Source organism: Vibrio sp. 10N.286.52.C3, from assembly GCF_041468865.1.
Classification (GTDB): Bacteria; Pseudomonadota; Gammaproteobacteria; order Enterobacterales; family Vibrionaceae; genus Vibrio; species Vibrio crassostreae_C.
Genome location: NZ_JBFRJM010000067.1, coordinates 65599 through 84477, shown reverse-complemented (window position 1 = coordinate 84477; position 18879 = coordinate 65599). Strand labels below are relative to the sequence as shown.

The 18879-nt window shown below is 45.6% G+C and carries 12 protein-coding genes and 2 pseudogenes; 3 read left to right on the top strand and 11 right to left on the bottom strand.

Going from position 1 to position 18879, the window contains the following annotated elements; all coding sequences use genetic code 11:
• Positions 1 to 28 precede the first annotated feature (28 nt).
• The 11 genes and pseudogenes from AB4138_RS20860 to AB4138_RS20810 all read right to left on the bottom strand — a co-directional run.
• A pseudogene (locus tag AB4138_RS20860) lies at positions 29 to 547 on the bottom strand (transposase); the annotation flags it as partial.
• Positions 547 to 1187 (bottom strand): annotated as a pseudogene (locus tag AB4138_RS20855) (YegS/Rv2252/BmrU family lipid kinase); the annotation flags it as partial. The pseudogenes AB4138_RS20855 and AB4138_RS20860, both read right to left, overlap by 1 nt.
• 19 nt (positions 1188 to 1206) lie before the next feature.
• Positions 1207 to 2112, bottom strand: coding sequence for a LysR family transcriptional regulator (locus tag AB4138_RS20850; protein ID WP_017064697.1), 906 nt, complete (start codon positions 2110 to 2112; stop codon positions 1207 to 1209).
• 78 nt (positions 2113 to 2190) lie between these two features.
• Complete coding sequence (locus AB4138_RS20845) at positions 2191 to 3573, bottom strand: BatD family protein (RefSeq protein ID WP_372307561.1); 1383 nt, start codon at positions 3571 to 3573, stop codon at positions 2191 to 2193.
• Positions 3570 to 5276: a VWA domain-containing protein gene (locus AB4138_RS20840; RefSeq protein WP_372307559.1), complete on the bottom strand. Its 1707-nt coding sequence runs from the start codon at positions 5274 to 5276 to the stop codon at positions 3570 to 3572. The genes AB4138_RS20845 and AB4138_RS20840 overlap by 4 nt, the downstream gene beginning before the upstream one ends.
• Positions 5269 to 6348: a VWA domain-containing protein gene (locus tag AB4138_RS20835; protein ID WP_372307557.1), complete on the bottom strand. Its 1080-nt coding sequence runs from the start codon at positions 6346 to 6348 to the stop codon at positions 5269 to 5271. Before AB4138_RS20835 ends, AB4138_RS20840 begins: the two co-directional genes overlap by 8 nt.
• Positions 6341 to 6883 (bottom strand): DUF4381 domain-containing protein, encoded by a 543-nt coding sequence (locus tag AB4138_RS20830; protein WP_372307554.1) that lies wholly within the window; start codon positions 6881 to 6883, stop codon positions 6341 to 6343. The genes AB4138_RS20835 and AB4138_RS20830 overlap by 8 nt, the downstream gene beginning before the upstream one ends.
• Positions 6884 to 7846: a DUF58 domain-containing protein gene (locus tag AB4138_RS20825; protein ID WP_372115672.1), complete on the bottom strand. Its 963-nt coding sequence runs from the start codon at positions 7844 to 7846 to the stop codon at positions 6884 to 6886.
• Between the two features lie 12 nt (positions 7847 to 7858).
• The gene (locus AB4138_RS20820; protein WP_004730485.1) at positions 7859 to 8842 is read right to left on the bottom strand and encodes a MoxR family ATPase; all 984 of its coding nucleotides are present in this window, start codon (positions 8840 to 8842) and stop codon (positions 7859 to 7861) included.
• A 149-nt stretch (positions 8843 to 8991) separates the two neighbouring features.
• Positions 8992 to 11400, bottom strand: coding sequence for a tetratricopeptide repeat protein (locus AB4138_RS20815; protein ID WP_372307550.1), 2409 nt, complete (start codon positions 11398 to 11400; stop codon positions 8992 to 8994).
• Between the two features lie 192 nt (positions 11401 to 11592).
• Positions 11593 to 13140, bottom strand: a complete 1548-nt coding sequence (locus tag AB4138_RS20810; protein ID WP_017060009.1) for an arylsulfatase — start codon at positions 13138 to 13140, stop codon at positions 11593 to 11595.
• 346 nt (positions 13141 to 13486) lie between these two features.
• Between AB4138_RS20810 and AB4138_RS20805 the strand changes: the two genes are divergently transcribed.
• From AB4138_RS20805 to AB4138_RS20795, 3 genes are all read left to right on the top strand, one after another.
• Positions 13487 to 15049 (top strand): arylsulfatase, encoded by a 1563-nt coding sequence (locus AB4138_RS20805; RefSeq protein WP_017064704.1) that lies wholly within the window; start codon positions 13487 to 13489, stop codon positions 15047 to 15049.
• A gap of 350 nt (positions 15050 to 15399) precedes the next feature.
• Positions 15400 to 16494: a cytochrome-c peroxidase gene (locus tag AB4138_RS20800; RefSeq protein WP_372307547.1), complete on the top strand. Its 1095-nt coding sequence runs from the start codon at positions 15400 to 15402 to the stop codon at positions 16492 to 16494.
• A complete protein-coding gene (locus tag AB4138_RS20795) occupies positions 16487 to 18874 on the top strand; it encodes an ATP-binding protein (protein ID WP_372307545.1) in 2388 nt (795 codons plus the stop codon). Before AB4138_RS20800 ends, AB4138_RS20795 begins: the two co-directional genes overlap by 8 nt.
• The last annotated feature ends 5 nt before the right edge of the window (positions 18875 to 18879 follow it).

Genomic DNA, 18879 nt, shown 5'->3' with positions numbered 1-18879 from the left:
CATCCAGTATCGGCTTGGCATACGCTTAACGCTCTGCTTTGCGTTCTTCGGCAGGCGCACCTTTTAAGCTTGATTCTATCCCGTAGAGCTTTTGGGGTTTAGCCAGCACTTTATCAGCCTTGCCCGATTTACCTTCCCCTTGAAGCTTCTTCGCGTCCATGAACTTGCGTTAAGCACCCCACATTAGTGACGTGATGCAGACCATGATAAGCCGTGTAGCCATCGGTTTGTAGATAACCGTTGTAGTCACCTAAAAAGTCCACGGGGCACACCCTCGCGCGACTGTTTTGATAGTCGTACAAGGCGATTTTTTCACATTCGGCAGTGCCGCTTCGGGCGAGTCAGCGCCTGAGCAGTAAAGCCACATATAACACTGCTTCTCTTCTTTGAGCACATTGAGCGGCGTTTCATCCGCCTGAACCACCACTTGTTGAAGTAGGTGCTCTTTCAAGGCGGCATACAGCGGGGCGAACTTCTCACTGACTTGGATAACCCACCTAGCCATGGTGGTACGTGATAGCTCGATACCCGACTGGGTAAACAGCGATCATCAATCAATGCATTGGGTGCTAACTCTTGTCCTCCACCCGCTAAGCGACCATTACAAAAAGCACCAACAAGGATCTCGCCGGTAAAGCTGCCTTTGTCTATGGGCAACGTGCCACTGTAGGGCTTAAAGCCAAGTGCTTTCACCACACCTGTTAGTGTATACGCACCGCCACCGAGAAAATCTTTAAGCTCGACTGGCGTTTCAGCTGTGACTTCAGCACCAAAACCCGCCGCAGCGACATTCATAAAATAGCGGTCATTCGCACGCGCGCTATCCACCGCAAACGCCTTGCCTTCCAGCGCTAGTTCAAAGCACCCGAAATATCGTTAGGTATTCCCGTTGCGGTAGCAAAATCATTCGCAGTGCCCATTGGGATAAGCGCCAGTTGTGGTCTTTCACTGGCACGGAACTGGTTGAGCGCGTTAACGGCTTCATTCACCGTTCCATCGCCACCGACAACAATCAGACGCTTAACACCATCGCATATTGCCTCGCTTACCAAACGAAACATGTCCGACGATTCCCAAGTCACTCTAACTTGCAGGTCAATATCATTGTCCCTCGCCGCAAAGATGGCTTGCCTTAATTCCGGGATATTGGCTTTCTTTCCGTTTAAAATCACGAGAATGCTGTCCATGGCTATGTCCTTGTATAGGCTAACTTGATAACTCTTTTGCTGCCGCTTTGATCTTAGCTCGTAACCACTTATGGCTTGGTTCATTAGTACGGCTTGGATGCCAAATCATACACATATCGAGGTCTTCCAACTCGAAGGGTAATGGTAGTGTTTTTACCGCGTACTTTTCAGCAAAACAACGCACTGATGAAATAGGCATTACTCCGATGTACTCAGAGCCTTCGATAACAGGAAGCATCTCTACAACGCCCGCTGCGCGATACACGATTCTACGTTTCTCAAGGTCACTATAGTGCTCAGAGCTTAATAAGCTTTTGCGCGCATGCCACCTAGAGACCACCACATGCTCGAGTGCTAAGAACTGTTCCATATCGATGGTATCGCCAACCGTAGGATGATCACTACTACACACCACGACCAGCTCTTCTGTAGAAATCACCTCGTGCTTAAGCATGGTTCTTCCTTTAGGCGTCATATCAACAATCACGTCGTGTCTTTGCAGCCTTAAATCAGACTCATAGTCTTCGGTAAACAGAGGATGAACCTCTAACGCGATACCTGGTGCGACTTGGCTGATTAACCGCATGACTTTTGGCATCATTTCGTAGCTCGCCGCCGAGACGCAGGCAATGGAAAACACGCGGCCTGAGGTTTTAGGATCGAAGTCTCTTGATGCGGATAAGGTAGAAGTAAAGTTTTTAAGTGCAGCGGCCATTGCAGGATAGATATCAATAGCGAATGTGGTTGGCTCTACGCCTGATGTGGTGCGATGAAACAGTGGCTCATCATAGATATCTCTCAACCTTGCAAGTGCTTTACTCACTGCTGGTTGGCTTATATCCATGCGATTAGCAGCTCTAGATAAGTTCTGCTCTTCATAGATAGCAACAAATATAGGAATTAGATTTAGTTCGGTACTTTTCATACAGTTCCATATTAAAGAAGCAGGTTCCCCATAGTAGAGAACCTGCCGATTATGTTCGATGCGAATAACTAAAGTTTGCTACTTAGTTCTATCTTTTAAGTTTGGCAAGGCTTTAGGGATTTTCAAGCGAGCGGCAATTGAACGAGAATTGCTTGAGTTTGATGTGTCACTGGGCAAGTTACGTAACCCTTTCCATAAACGAGTGAATACGTTTTTATCTTCACATCCTTGTTGAAGGGCTTCGCTATCTTCTAGCCAACGCTTTTGTCCATTTGATTTACCATGTTGCGCTTTATCCAGTTGCACTTTATTCAGTTCTAACTGAGAGGTTTGGTTTCGCAATTGACGGTAGATAAAGGTTCTTAATGCAGCCCAATTACCTTGCTTAACTAAACGACGTAGTACCAGCCAACTCGGTGTTGGGCGGTTTGCGTAGTAACGCTTAACCGAAACAATCAACGCAATGCAGACTAACAACACCAAACCAACAGTAATAAACACCGACATGTAGGCCTTGATGAAAGATTGGACTGTGTGTTTGGCTTCAAACACTTCGCCTTTTATCACCACGTTTTCAAGGCGTTGATTTTTGCTGTCCCACCACTGAAATGAAAACTCTGGCAGCGTAAACTCACCACCCTGCTGAATCACATATACAGTCTGTTCAACTCGGCTTGAGCGATAATCACCACGTTCTTGAGTGTCATCCAAACGGTTGGGCTGTGGGTAAGCTTGGAACTGCTTAGTGGACTTATTGGTTAGCACATCTGGCAGCAACACAGAAAAGCTGTCTTTTGCCTTAATCGTGATAGTTCGAGTAATAGCATCGCCAACTTTTAGCTCTTCACTTGAGCGTTGCCATTGCTGCTCTATATCTACTTCTGTCGCAGAAAACCAAGGCGTTTCATTATCGAGTAAACCTGAAGGCAACGAAGCTTCAAACTTAATCGGCTGCGTGTAAAGCGTACCGCCCACGTTTGAACCATCAGGAGCAGAAACTTGGATACGAACCGGTACGGTTGGAATAACAAACTCACCGGAAGTCATCGGATAAAGCGTCACTTCCCAACGCTGACGTGACCATGTAGTACCACCGACTCTTTCTGTGTAGTTCGTCGCGAGTTGGTTACGCTGCTTAGCGATAACGTTAGGGATTTCGATACTGCCGATTCGAGTGCCGCCCGTTAACCAGCGCGGTGTCGCCACCTCAATGTTCAGAATGACCTGCTCATTTACGCTGACTTTGCCCGGCGTTATTTTGTCGCCTGACTTGGGTTTCTCGCCAATCCAAGCGATAAGCTCAACGTCACCACTTTTTTGCAGATCGAAGATATCGGCAGCAGAAGCAACAGCAGGAAAAAACCAACTCAACATAAGAGTCATCGACAACAACCATGTGCGGGCTGTGAATCGCGCTCGCTTTGATTGAATCGCTTCAAGAGCTAAATCATATCGACTCATTGCGTTTGCTCCTGTTTTGACGCTTGTTCGATGGAAGGCGCAGGATCTCTTAACTGAATTTGGAATTTAGATTTCAAGAAGAACTTAGGATCGGCTTCTACTCGCTTTAACCACTTGTCGGCAAGCTCTTGGCTGCCCAAAATCTCATTCGCGTTAAGTGTTTCCTTAAGCATCAATTCCGCTACCGTTTCTTCTTCAGCGCCATCACCCGTTCGCGGCTGATCGTCTTCGAGTTCTAAAGATTCTTCAGGGCCATCTGTGGTTCCAGACTGGCTTTCACTGGTTCGGTTTACCTCTTCGACAATTCCACTAAGCACAGCAAGATTGTTCTCCACATCCGTTCTTAGTTCTGGTGACAGATCCTCTTTCTCACTTAATGATTTCAAGAGGTCTCGTGCGGCAAGGTATTCACGCTGCCTAGCTAACGCACTCGCTGCATTGTACAAACCAAGGTCAGTTTTGGTTTGCAAAAACGCACTGTGAGCGAGCTTAAAATCACGAGCATAGTAATAAGCCGCGCCCTTTCGCATTGGGTCAGTAAAATGTTTGGCAGCTTGAAGGTACTCTTTCTGGTTCAACAAACGTTGACCTTGTTGGTCGGGCGTTAGCCATAAGTCCCACCACCATTGAGTGGTCTTATCCAAAGCTGTAAACGACTCCACCAACACGGGTTTCTCAGCAGTTAAGTTGACTGTTTTCGCCAAAGTGCTTGGTGAATAAATACTGCCTGAAATAACTAGGCTAACAACACACCACTGCACCAACCACCCTTTTCTGAACCATAGCAACATAATGAAAGCCATTGGAATAAGCAGTCCATAGCCCATGTCTTTCCAAGGCATTGAAGATTCGCCGTTGAGCTGCATGTTTCTTTCAACCGCTCTGTTCAGTTGTTGGATATCCGAATCATCAACGGTCACTTCAATCACTCGTCCACCCGTCTTACTCGCTAAGTTACGCAGTGAATCTAGGTCGACAGGGTTATCGCTCACCACATTACTGTTTCCTGCGGCGAGAATGAGCAACTGATACGGATTGTCGTTAAAGAAACTCTCGTACGCCCTAATGGTGCTTGGGCTTACACCATCTGATACCAACAGTACAGAAGAGCCTAACTCACCAGACAGTTGCTGATTAATCAGTGGCAGTGCTTCCTCTGCTGACTTACCTGAAACAGGCATGATATCGGGTGTGATAGCCGCTAGAAACGGTTCAAACACCTTGCTGTCTTGCGTGACGGGCATCGCCACGTGTGCGCTGCCTGCATAAACCACTAAGCCCGTATTACCGCCTTTGCGAGCTGCCAATAAGTCTCTAATTTTCTGCTTAGATCGTTCCAAGCGACTTGGAGGCAAATCTTTAGCAAGCATAGATTCACTATTATCAAGCACAACCAACATCGACGCTTTGTCTTCACCAAAAGGCGAAGCCTCACGCTGCCATGTTGGGCCAGAACAGATAATGATGGCGATAGTCACAATCACCACCAATAGCTTCAACGGCAGTTGCTTGCGCCAGCCTGTTTCGCCAATCGTCAATGCATCACGTAAATGTGTAGGTAAAATGTCTTTCCACGTTGGTTTGGTCTCTTCTCTCCAACGAACCCATAACAGGAAGAACATCGGAATAAAGGCCAACAACCACAAAGGTCGGATAAAATGAAACTGGGTAAAGAACTGTTGTATCGTGAGAGAATCAGGCATCACTCTCTCCTTTCAAATTCTTAGCCGAAGAAGCGAGCAGCGATCTTCGGCGTATCGTTGCTAAGCTGAATGCGGTCAAATACATCACTACAACAATCGCCATCAAATAGTGGTGCAGCCCCTGTTTAGGGCGATAAGTGGTACTTTCATATAACTGAGGTTCAAGCTCACCAATCTGAGCATAGGCTTTGGTCAGTTCGTCGCGGTTAAGTGCTTCAAAGGCTTCGCCACCTGACTCTTGAGCGACACGCTTGATGGTTTCCATATCCAGAGCAACCTCTCCAACGGTTTGCGGATCGCCCATCGCAATAACGTGAATTCGAACGCCTTTAGCCTTGGCGACTTTTGCGGCATCGATAGGCTCAACAAAACTTCCTGTATCATTACCGTCCGTTAATACGATCACGACTTTCTCTTTTTCGTTGGTGTCGACGTTTGAATCTTGAACGGCAGCACTTTGCTTTTCACTTTGTTCAAACACCTTGATCGCCAAGCCAATTGCATCGCCCAAGTGCGTACTTTGCCCTGCCATCGCGACACCGGTTTGATTAAGCAGTTCAAGCCATACATCTTGGTCCGCGGTAAATGGCGTTTGTACAAACGCTGCATCACCAAACAAGATCAAACCGAGTCGGTCACCTTTTCTGGTTTTCGCAAAATCAGCCAGCACCTCTTTGGTCGCATCTAAACGAGAGATTTTATCGCCTTGTTTAGAAGTGAAATCTTGCTCCGCCATTGAGCCAGACAAATCGACCACCACCATCACATCACGACCCAATTGTTCGCGAACCTGTGGCTCACCAAGAATGGTTGGTTTCGCTAACGCACACACGACCAATACCCAAGTAATAATGAGCGTGGTTCGTTGCCACCAGCTTGGAGTTAACTGGCTTGCACCTTCTGACGGTGCTTCCCCAATCGCTTCTACCAATTCTCGAAAAAATGGCACCTTAATCGCCATTTGCTTAGTTCGATAAGCTGGCACCGCAAAGTAGACCAACAACGGTAAAGGCAGCGCAATAAACCACAGCGGATGCGCAAATTCAAAGCTGGAAGATAAAACATCAAACATTGTCTTGCCCCTCAACCGTTACCTGTACATTCGGCTTGTGAAGTTTTAGCCACATCATCGCGGTTTGAATTACCTCTAAACGCTGTTCAAAGCTCAAACGCACATTAGGGTCAATTAGGCTTTGCATCCATAATTCCGAAACTTCATCGGCAAAGAACGCATTGCTGTTTTCACTCGTGTTGGCGCTAACAGGCAGATAAGCGTTCAAACGGTTCACATAAGCTTGGCCAAACAACTTGGCATTACTGCTGTCTAGGTAACGAAGCACCACTTTGAGGACTTTAAAGGTTCGTTCGGTTGAGTTCTTGTCTCTTGCATCCAGTACCATGAGTTCTTGAAGCGCTTCTTTGCGATAACGGTTATTCCACCACCTTAACGCCAAGCGATAAGCCAGATAGATAACGACCAATAACAGAATAACGCCAAGGATCTTCCAGCCGATCGTTTGAGGAGCCCAGCTCACACTGTCAGGAATGGCGACATCATGTAGGTCGCGAAGGATATAAGTACTTGGAGGCGTATGTTCAACAGCCATTTAGCGCCCTCCCACTAGTTTCTGCAGCTGTGATATGTGATTGCCCGACGTGTCTAATTCTATATAAGGGAGGTTTTTCATCGCCATCAATTTAGCAAGGGACAGTTTCTGAAGTGCCGCTTTTTGGGCAAGGCTTTTACTTGCGAGGTTAACCTTAGATTGGCTATCCAGATTAAGTTGAAAGCGACCATCACCCACCACCCAGTTTGCGCTTGCAAGATCTTGAGGCAATGACTGTTCTAATGAATCGGTGACCATAATGGCCAAGATATCGTTGTGTTGCTGTAACTGCTTTAGTCGATCGAGATGTTGTTCTCGGCAGTCTCGCCAGTCACTAATGAATATCAAGGTTGATTGCTTGAGTCTCATTCGTTTGATCAGTTCAATCCACTGGCTAAAACCAACATTATCGCCATCACTTACATTGACGCCTAAGCTTTGATTGGCTTTGGTCAGATGTTTTAGCTGAGCCAACAAATCAGATTGAGAACGTTGAGCTTTGGTATGAAACAGTTTTTGGTGCGAGGCCAAAACGAAGCCGACACGATCACCATCTTTCAGCACTCGCCATCCACACAATGCCGCCACTTCGGCAGCCACAACAGATTTCATGGTGTTTTGAGACGCAAAGAACATCGAACTGCGCTGATCGACACAGATCATCACATTACGGTCTTTCTCTTCGGTATAGCTACGAACATGAGGCTTACCCGTTCGCATCGTAACTTTCCAATCGAGATTACGGATATCATCACCCAATTGGTAATGACGTAATTCTTCGAAGTTCAAACCACGACCACGGAACAAAGAGTTATGTCTGCCCGAAAGTACGCTGCCCGCTTTTAAATGAGGTAACAGTGAAAACGACTCAGCTTGAGCCTGAATTCGCACTAACCTTGAATAATCACAATACAGTCGTGGATCAAGGCCTTGCGATTTGGGAGCTTGTGTTGGCTTCGCCATGACGCCCCCTAGTTATCCAATCTCAACATTATCGAGCAGTTCTTCAACCACTCTTTGATGGTCAACACCATCGGCCAATGCATCGTAAGACAACGAGAATCGGTGACCTAATACGGTTGGTAACATGGCACGCACATCGTCCAACGTGACATGGTCACGTCCTTGCAACCACGCATAAGCGCGAGCACATTTATCCAATGAAATAGATGCACGAGGGCTTGAACCAATTTCAATCCATTTCGATAAGTCTGATTCTGGATAACGCTCAGGTTTTCGTGTAGCCATTACCAAAGCCACGATGTAGTTCTCAACTAAATCGGAAACGGCAATGTCTGGAAGTTGGCGGCGCGCTTCAAGCACCAATTCAGGTTCAATATGTTGTGGCGTGACTAATTCTGAACTGGTCTCGCTACCGAGTTCCTCACTGCGCACAAGTCGAATGATGTCGCGTTCAGCTTCATCTTCTGGATAGTCGACTGTCACTTTCATAATGAAACGGTCCATTTGTGCTTCAGGCAGTGGATACGTACCTTCTTGCTCAACTGGGTTTTGTGTGGCTAGCACCATGAACAAATCTGGCAGGATGTGAGTTTGACCACCCACCGTAATCGTCCCTTCCGCCATCGCTTCAAGCAGAGCAGCCTGTACTTTTGCAGGCGCACGGTTCACTTCATCGGCTAATACAATGCTGTTGAAAATAGGACCCGGTTGGAAATGCAACTGAGGCTTTCCATCAAGCTCTTGATACACCTCCGTGCCCGTCACATCAGATGGCAGCAGGTCTGGCGTAAATTGAATTCGACCAAAACTGGTGTTCAGTAGATTCGCCAGCGATTTTACTGAGCGAGTTTTCGCTGTACCGGGAAGTCCCTCTAAAAGCACATGGCCATTAGTCAATAACCCTATCACCAGAGCCCGAACGACGTGGCTCTGACCGATAACACTTTTCTCTGTTTGTTCAATCAGTTGGTTTATTGCTTGTTGCGCATGGTTCATAGGTCTTCCCTTAATTCAATCTGGCTGCGTACATCCTACTCACAAGCTCAATAACTATTAGTTATACACATGATAAACAGTTATAAACGCGATAATTGGTTGCAAGCGGAATAAGCAGCAAGCTCGATAGCCAAGCTCACCTCATCGCTTTATTTAAACCTAGCTTTCAATTGGTTAATGGCTTCCGGCGGTGCCACTTTGCTCAATGATGAAATACATTGCTCAAACGCCTTTGGTACGCCCGGTATATGACTGTTTCGCGCCAACACTTCACACTGGGCATACAGGTGCTGTGGGTTGCGGCTAAATTGGTAAGCCTTATGCAGTGATTGACTTGCCGCAAGCACATCCGATTTTTCCAAAGCCAATCCGTACACATACCAATATTGAGGGTCGGTTTGCGCAGTTTCAGCGGATTGTTTAAGGTAGTCCGTTGCTTGTTCGTAATCTTTCACACGAAGCAGAGACAATCCTGTGCTGTATGGCAAAACACTCGATTTAGGCTGAGCTTCAATACCTTGCTTCAAGGTCGACAACGCTTTTGCCTCGTTACCTTGCGCTCGATACAAATCCGCTAAATTGGCGTAGCTGTTTTCGAAATAAGGCTCAATCTCGATAGCGCCTAGATAAAACTCAATCGCTTTGTCGTGCTGGCCTAAATCTCGGTAAACGTTGCCTAGGTTAGTACGTCCAAATCCTCTGTCGGCATTAAATTGTTGTATCTCAATGTACTCTTCCAATGCAGGCTTGATTTGGTCTTTCTGCAGCGGATTCATTTCTCCCCAGTAACGTACTAGCGCGCCTGCGGTTTCTGATCGAATCGACAATACAGGGTCTTTCAATAATGGCTCTAGAATCTGCCAGCGATCAGTGAATGGGAAGCCAGACGAGCCTTGCACCACACCCAAGCGGATCATTTCATCATCGTGTTTCACCGCTCTCGCTAATGAGATAAGCGTATTCTTACCCGTATTACCGCCCAAACGTTCTAAGCTCGATGCACGAATGATATTGCTTAAGCTAGAGTCCTGAGCCGAGTATGCCAACGCATCCTCTGCACCTCTGTGCCCTATTGAGTCAGCATAAAAGGCAACGGCAAAGTGCTGCTGATTACGATACTTAGAATCTGGGAACCACTCACCGATTTGCTTATCTGCCCACTGGTCGGTTTGATCTGCATGACAGCTAGTGCACACGTTCGGCGTTTTAATGTGTTGGCTAATATCAGGACGTGGGATATGCCAACTGTGGTCACGCCTTGGGTCGACCTCCATGTAAGTCGTCTCTGGCATGTGACAAGTCGTGCATTGTGAAGCTTCAGTATTCGCTTCGTGGAATGTGTGCTTTTCAGGCGTGTATTCTGATGCAATATGACATTGGCTACACACGGCTTCTTCCGCAATTTTTAGTTCAGCGGTATGAGGATCGTGGCAGTTAGTACATGTGACGCCTTTTTCAGCCATCACGGATTGAAGGAAAGATCCGTAAACGTAATCTTCATCGTAGATTTGACCATCGTTGTGGTAAAGCTCTGGGGTAATCAAGCTCAAGCGATACTTATCAAAGAAAGACCCGTTAACGTGATCACCCGTTTCATTTAACTGAGTACGACGGCTGTGGCATTGAGCACAGGTTTGAACTTGATTGGTATGGATGATGTCTTTTGGTTGCAGGGTTGAATTACCCTCTTGATAGATCCACTCTTTGACCGACTTCGACAAGTCGCGGTCAAAACCATAATGCGCCGAGACTGGAGCATCCTTTCCACCGTTAGCTTTTGCTAGCTGAGCCTTTTCAACGTGCTCACTCGCAGGGCCATGACACGCTTCACAACCGACATTAATCTCAGACCAAGTAGTGTTGTAGGTATTACTCGCGCTGTCGTAGTTTTTCTCTAGGTTCGTTGAATGGCAATCAGCACACATGAAGTTCCAGTTTTGACCGCTATTGGTCCAGTAGAATTCATCGGTGTTGGTGGTATCAGGATAGAGGTGAAACCAGCGTTGACCGCCTTCGCCCTCAGTGCGAGAATCCCAAGCGAAAGGAATCAACTGTACACGGCCGTCTTCAAATTCAACCATGTATTGTTGTAGTGGTTCAAAGGCAAAGGTATAGCTGATTTTGTAATCTTTAAAGTGGCCGTCTTGCCCTTCAATATTGACCCAGAACTCTTCGCCCTTGCGGAAAAATCGGTTGGGTTTTCCGTCATGAGTGACCGTTTGATCGTTGAAATCGCCTAATACAGATTCGTCTGTAGCGTGCTTCATCGCCATATCATGATGAGAGCCCTCCCACGCTTCGACTTCTGCACTATGACAATCAACACACGCTTCCGAACCGACATACGTGGCTTTAGAGCCGATAGGTAAAGCATCAGAGCTAACGGGTGACGCTACAGAGTTGGCCTTTGAAATATCAGAGTTGATATTAGGGTCTTGCTCGTTGGCATAGGCGTTCAGACTGAACAGCGACAACACCAGTGAAGACAAGATTGCGGATAATACTGCGACTCGCTGGTGTTTCAATCCGTTTACCAGTGAGCACAACCATGCAGACATAACATTCCTTGTTTTTATACATCCTTATGCTTAATAAGGTAGACGTAAAAACAACGAATTTACAATTATTTAGTGGCAATGAGCTCGATTGTTGTGATTCGTATTCACGACCGGGATTTACTCATCGATATGCGCATAAAAAAAGAGCTCCTAAGAGCTCTTCAATCTGTTCAGTTTCACTCAAACAATCACTTACTTGTTATGAGATTCCTGCAGTTTTTCCATTACCTGATCCAAGCTAAAGCTCGCAGCTTTTTGACGTGGCGGATATTCAGCAAAGGTTTCTAGGAACTTGCCCACATATGCTTGTGCTGGAACGAACATATAAGCATGGTCTAACAACCAGTCGTAATATGTGTTCGATGTAATGTCTGCGTTTTCGTATGGGTCCATACGCAGGTTAAACAGCTTAGGAAGACGTAAGGTCACGAACGGTTCAGCCCAAATTTGCATGGTACCCGTTGCACGCTGTTCCATGAACACCGCTTTCCATTGGTTGTAACGAAGCGCCGCTAAATCACCATCATCGGTAAAGTAGAAGATCTCCGAACGACGTCCTTTCTCTTCTTCACCCGTTAGGTAAGGAAGGAAGTTGTAACCATCTAAGTGAACCTTAAACGTTTTATCACCGGCAGTATGACCTTTGAGTAGTTTCTCTTTGATTTGGTCATCACCAGCGGCGGCAACGAAGGTTGGCATCCAGTCCATATGGTGCATGATTTCGTTAGATACGGTTCCTGGTTCAATCTTACCAGGCCAACGAACCATTGCTGGTACACGGTATGCGCCTTCCCAGTTGGTGTTTTTCTCACCACGGAACGGGGTTGTACCCGCATCAGGCCAAGAGTTCATGTGAGGGCCGTTATCCGTTGAGTAGAAAACAATCGTGTTGTCTTTGATACCCAACTCATCCACTTGCTTCAATAGTTGCCCAACGTGTCGATCGTGCTCAACCATACCATCAGCGTAGTTACCGACACCGGTTACGCCTTTACTGTCGGCTTTCACGTGCGTTCTAAAGTGCATACGTGTCGCGTTCCACCACACGAAGAATGGTTTGTCCGCTTTCACTGCGCGATCCATAAAATCAAGTGCCGCGTCTAGTGTTTCTTCATCAACCGTTTCCATACGCTTACGCGTCAGTGGACCGGTATCTTCAATCTTGCCATCAGCGAATGACTTAATGACACCACGAGGGCCAAATTTCTTACGAAACTCAGGATCGGTTGGGTAATCTTCATTCTCTGGTTCTTCTTCAGCATTTAGGTGGTAAAGGTTGCCAAAAAATTCGTCAAACCCGTGTGCTGTTGGAAGGAATTCATCTTTATCGCCAAGGTGGTTTTTACCAAATTGACCTGTCATGTAACCCATAGGTTTCAGCATTTCTGCGATTGTCGCGTCTTCTGCTTGTAAGCCAATGTCTGCGCCCGGCAAACCTACTTTACTCAAACCCGTTCGTAATACACTTTGTCCCGTGATAAAGGTAGAGCGACCCGCAGTACAAGATTGCTCTGCGTAATAGTCCGTAAACATCATCCCTTCTTTCGCGATGCTATCAATATTCGGGGTTTTGTAACCCATGAGACCGAAGGTGTATGCACTCACATTGGATTGACCAATATCGTCCCCCCAAATAACCAATATATTTGGCTTTTCAGCCGCAAAAGTGGCGCTGGACGCGGCCATCATCGCTGTACCCAAAATCGCTAATCGACGTTTAGCGCCATATTTCGCTGTCATAGAAACCTCTTCGTAAGTTATTTGCATCCTGCCCTACAACGTATAGTCCATTTTTTACACATGCGCGAGATACCCTAAGCTATTAATCTTTTTGTCATTTTTATTGAGATACGGATACAGAAATCATCGATAAGGTTTACGCCAACAAACATGATAAGGATCACACATACAAACTAAGGCTTTATTCTACGTACCCACTGGAGCTGATATTAATCAATAGGTTACCTAAGCATCATAACGATTGGTTATAAGCACTATAAAAGGACGTAACGGAATTTTGAGAATAACATTTGCTCATCGATGCGTTGTTCTAACGCATTAATCTTAAAAGTGAATCGGAGTCCTTATGGGTACTAAAATTAATAAACTAGCATTAGGTGTTGGCTTATTAGCAGCTTCTTCAGCGGCAACAGCAGCGGAAAAACCGAATATTCTTGCTATCTGGGGTGATGACATTGGTGTTTTCAACATCAGTGCATACAACAACGGTATGATGGGTTACGAAACGCCAAACATTGACCGTATTGCGAATGAAGGCGCACTATTTACTGACCACTACGGTCAACAATCGTGTACTGCTGGTCGTGCTGCATTCCTAACCGGTCAAGAACCTTTCCGTACTGGTCTATTGACTATCGGCATGCCAGGTTCGGACCACGGTATCCCTGATTGGGCTCCAACGATCGCAGACCTTCTTAAAGAACAAGGCTACATGACAGCTCAGTTCGGTAAGAACCACATGGGTGACCAAGACAAACACCTTCCAACGAACCACGGCTTTGACCAGTTCTTCGGTAACCTATACCATTTAAATGCAGAAGAAGAGCCTGAAACATATTACTACCCTAAAGACCCAGAGTTCCGTAAGAACTACGGCCCTCGTGGTGTAATCAAGTCTACTGCTGACGGTAAGATTGAAGATACTGGCCCAATGACGCGTAAGCGTATGGAGCATGCGGATGAAGAGTTCCTAGAAGAATCTCTAGCATTCATGGAAAAAGCGGTAAAAGCTGACAAACCATTCTTCATCTGGCACAACACCACTCGTATGCACGTGTGGACTCGCCTACAAGAGAAATACCAAGGTAAGTCAGGTATCAGTATTTATGCTGATGGTATGTTAGAGCATGATGACCATGTTGGTGTGCTTCTAGACAAGCTGGATGAACTAAAAATCGCTGACAACACTATCGTAATTTACTCTACCGATAACGGTGCTGAAACGGTTTCTTGGCCTGATGGCGGCGCAACTTACTTCCACGGTGAGAAAGGTACAACTTACGAAGGTGGTATGCGTGTGCCTCAGCTAGTTCGCTGGCCTGGGACTATCAAACCTGGAACTAAAATCAACGATATCATGGGCCACCAAGACTGGATTCCTACTCTACTAGCAGCCGCTGGTGATGATAAAGTGGTTGAGAAGCTAGCATCTGACAAAGGTGCAACTTACAACGGTAAAAACTGGCGCGTACACCTAGATGGTTACAACTTCCTGCCTTACTTCCAAGGTAAAGAAGAGAAAGGCCCTCGTGACAGCATGCTTTACTTCTCTGCTAACGCTGAGCTAAACGCAGTACGTTGGAATGACTTCAAGATTTCGTTTGCTGTGATGGATGGTAACATTGTGGATGCAGTTCGTTTCCAACCAAACTGGCCTCAAGTTGTTCACCTACGTGCTGACCCATTCGAGAAAGCACCGCACGAGTCTGGTATGTACCTACGCTGGATGGCAGACAACATGTGGTTATTCGTTCCAGTAGGAAATCAGGTTCAAGAGTTTATGACGACGCTACCAGATTACCCTATGCAGAATAGCCAAGTACTGAACCCAGGTAACTTCAACCAGAATGCATACATGCTTCAAGGTAAACTTAAGCAACTAGAAGCGGCAGCAGCGCAAGCTAAATAAGCCTATCTAGGCGATGCAAACTGTATAGATGTGTATTTAACTAAGATTTATAGTAAGTACATAATCGAGTACGAAAGCCGTGATAACTCACTTGAGTTACCACGGCTTTCTTCGTTTAACGCCATTCGGCTTGATTTCATTTGAAAGAGCTTCATTCAATTCTGACTAGACCTCCCTATCAATCCCCGCTAGATAACCGCCTAAGCGATTTAATTTCCTACCACTTGTCTTGCAACATCACATATGCGCAACTAGCTTTATAAATAACACCTATCATTGGAAAGTAAAATGAAGGTGATATCAGAAGGATTCTGAGTTGCCATAATTGTCAAACTAGATGGACTAATGTTATGAAAACGCCATATTTAGCAGGAATAAGCATCATTGTCATTGTCGTTTCAGTCGCTTTGCTAGTTTATGACGCGGCCTCTTCAAAAATGCACACCTCGTTCGAACACAAAAAAAATCACGCCCATGAAAGCAATCATGATGACTCTCACTCTTCAGGGCACTCCGCCCATTCCGAAGAAAAGCACGCACATAAAACCGTCGCTTCAAGCCAACCCATATCTCCGATTCCAAACTCACCCGAGATAAATCATGAGCTGGCCAAAATTGGTTGGGTGCTATTTAAAGACCCGAACCTTTCTTCTAACCGCAGTGTGAGCTGTGAAAGTTGTCATAGCCTGCAAACCAACGGCGCAGAGGTAATTCCAGTTTCGATTGGCGTAAACGGCGCAGGGATGAGAAATTCACTCACCGTTTTTAACGCAGTCTTTAACTATCGGTTCTTCTGGGATGGTCGAGTAAACAACCTCGGCGATCAAATTGATGGCCCAGTGCACAACGTCGATGAAATGGATTCAAACTGGCAACATATTACGGATTATGTGTCTCAATCGAAAACTTACATCGACTTATTCCAAGAACAATCAACGCCCATTGACGAAGCTTCAATTAAGGCTGCTCTTATTGAATTTATGCAGGGTTTGACCACACCCAATGCCCCTTTCGACCTGTATTTACAAGGTGACAACGCAGCACTGTCTGAAACCGCCAAACGAGGTTGGGAAACTTTTCAAGAAGAAGGCTGTATTCGTTGCCACCAAGGTACCAACATTGGTGGAGGCATGGTGATGCGATTTGGTTACTTTGGGTTATCGAAAACAGGAGCCGAGCGAAGTGAAGACCAAGGTCGTTTTATGTTTACCGCTAAACCACAAGATAAGGATTTATTTCGTGTTGCGAGCTTAAGAAACGTGGCGATCACTGCACCCTATTTTCATGACGGGCAAACAGCCACACTCGAAGAAGCGATCAAAATAATGGGTGAAAGCCAACTCGGTAAAACGTTTGAAAAACAGACCATAAACGATATTAAAGTCTTCCTCGAATCCCTAACCGGTAACCGTCCTCAAATGTTAATGGAGTTTGAAAATGAATAAGATCAGACTCATATTTCTACTGTTTGTATCGCTTTTCATCGGCTTAATTAGCTTTATTATGCTGACCTACTCCGAGCATGAAAAGGTCACCGAATATGGAGTGCCTATTCGGCAGTTAGGCCATGAAGTATTAGAAATGCGTGATCATATCACCAATGCAGCGCTTGCGGGTATTTCCAACCCTTATCAAATGTCTGCAGATTTGGTTGCTTTAGAAAGAGAGTTGCAACTACTCAGAGAAAGTTATCAAAGCGAGAATATTCACTCTACGTTCTTTAAACACTTACCGACAGCGCAATTATTGGATCGCTTTTACGATGCTTCAATGTCGAACTTAGATACGCTAGACAACCTAGTAGGACTTAGTGTGGCTCGTCAGTTTATTTTGCAATCTTTGACTCTACAACTCACAGAGAGCAACTCAACTGATGCTGAGATAAACAACGCAAATATCGACATTCAAAGCGCGCTTCTTGCGAGTGTGTTGGTTGGGGGAATCGAAATTAACCATTCAGGTGTTAACTCCGAGCTGGCGAACCTTTATAAAACGTTTACCGAACTCAACCAACAACAAAGTCAGCTGTTATCTCAAGTACTTTCAGCACACAGCATGGAGTATATTGAACATATTGAGCATGAGTTTACCGATCTGCAAGACCAACTTAAAAGTATCATCGTTAAGCTTATTATCGTTTTGGCGTTGCTGACTTTAGCGTTCTCATTCACCATGTTTATTTTTCGAGTCTTCGAACTCAAAAGAAACAACCTCTCCTATCAAGAAGCCGCAGACAAAGCAGAAAAAGCCAGCGAAGCAAAATCTCTCTTTCTCGCTACCATGAGCCACGAGTTACGCACCCCAATGAATGGCGTATTAGGCATCGCTCAGATAATCAAGGAGGATTCACACAGCGAGAATACTCGTAAACACGCCCAAATCATCATTGACTCTGGTCAGCATCTCGTCACCATATTGAATGACATTCTTGATTTTTCTAAGGTGGAGCAAGGCAAGATGGAGTTGGAATACAACCCGTTCTCTGTCACCGACGTCGTGACACACCTTGATAAAACATTGACACCTCTTGCAGAAGACAAAGGCCTCGCTTTTATCATTAAAGATAACATTCCTACCAATATTCAGTTGATTGGTGACTCTGCACGTACACGTCAGATCTTATTTAACTTAGCAGGCAATGCAGTCAAATTTACTGAGTCAGGAAAGGTCGAAGTAGAATTCTTGATAGCCCCTACTACTCCACCAAGCGTGAATATTTTAGTGACGGATACGGGTATTGGTATAGCAGAAGACAAGATCGACCATATATTTACCGCCTTTGAACAAGCTGAGCTTTCAACAACCCGTAAGTTTGGTGGCACAGGGTTAGGGCTTTCCATTGTTCAGCAGTTAGTCGAGCTGATGGGCGGAACAATTAAGGTTTCCAGCCAGCTTGGTTTGGGCACTCAATTTAAGATCTCTTTGCCGTTAGAAATGCATGAGCTTGAAGAACAAGTCATCGACCAAACGCCAACCAAAACCAATGAGACTCTCGATGACTTCTCAGTATTGTTAGTCGAAGATAACAAGATCAACGCAATGGTGATTAGGAAGTTCTGTGAGTCGATAAACTTAACGGTTGAGAATGCCTACGACGGTTTACAGGCCTTAGATAAGTTGGCGTCAAACCAATATGACCTGATCATAATGGACAACCATATGCCCAACATGAGCGGTATTGAAGCGATTCAAAAAATCCGTGGCGAACTCAAGCTGACTACGGTTGTTTTTGCATGTACCGCCGATGTATTCAAAGAGGCCCACGATGAATTCATCGAATCAGGCGCAGACTTTGTACTCACCAAACCGTTACAGAAAAACAGCTTACAAAACGCCATCAACGAGTTTCACCAACAGTTTGAGGTCAACCGCCATCACTCCGTTAACACACACAATCTTCCAAACAAGGAAAAAAGTAACATCACGATGTTAACGCGTCACCCTAAGAACAAATTGCCACTCACAGAGGAAGAACTGTCGCGTAGCCAATTTTTAACTAACGATGAGCTTAAAACAGACGAGAAACTCAAATGCTTAACTTCTCTCGTTGATGAGCTAGAAAACGAAATCGATGAGTTGATAGAGCTATTTTCGGATGCCAAGCAAGATGATCTATCCAGAACATTAAAGGCGGTTAAAGCGATTGCATCAAGGTATGAAATGAGTGAAGTATTCGAGCTCGCAACCGAAGCTGAGAAGGTAACGGAGAAGCACATCATGCCCGAGGCTGAATTACTTCAGCAACTCATCAATCGCTTGATAGTCAACAGCCATCAAGCAACACGATTAATACACAAACTCCATCAGCAACGAAAAACGGGGTAAAAGAA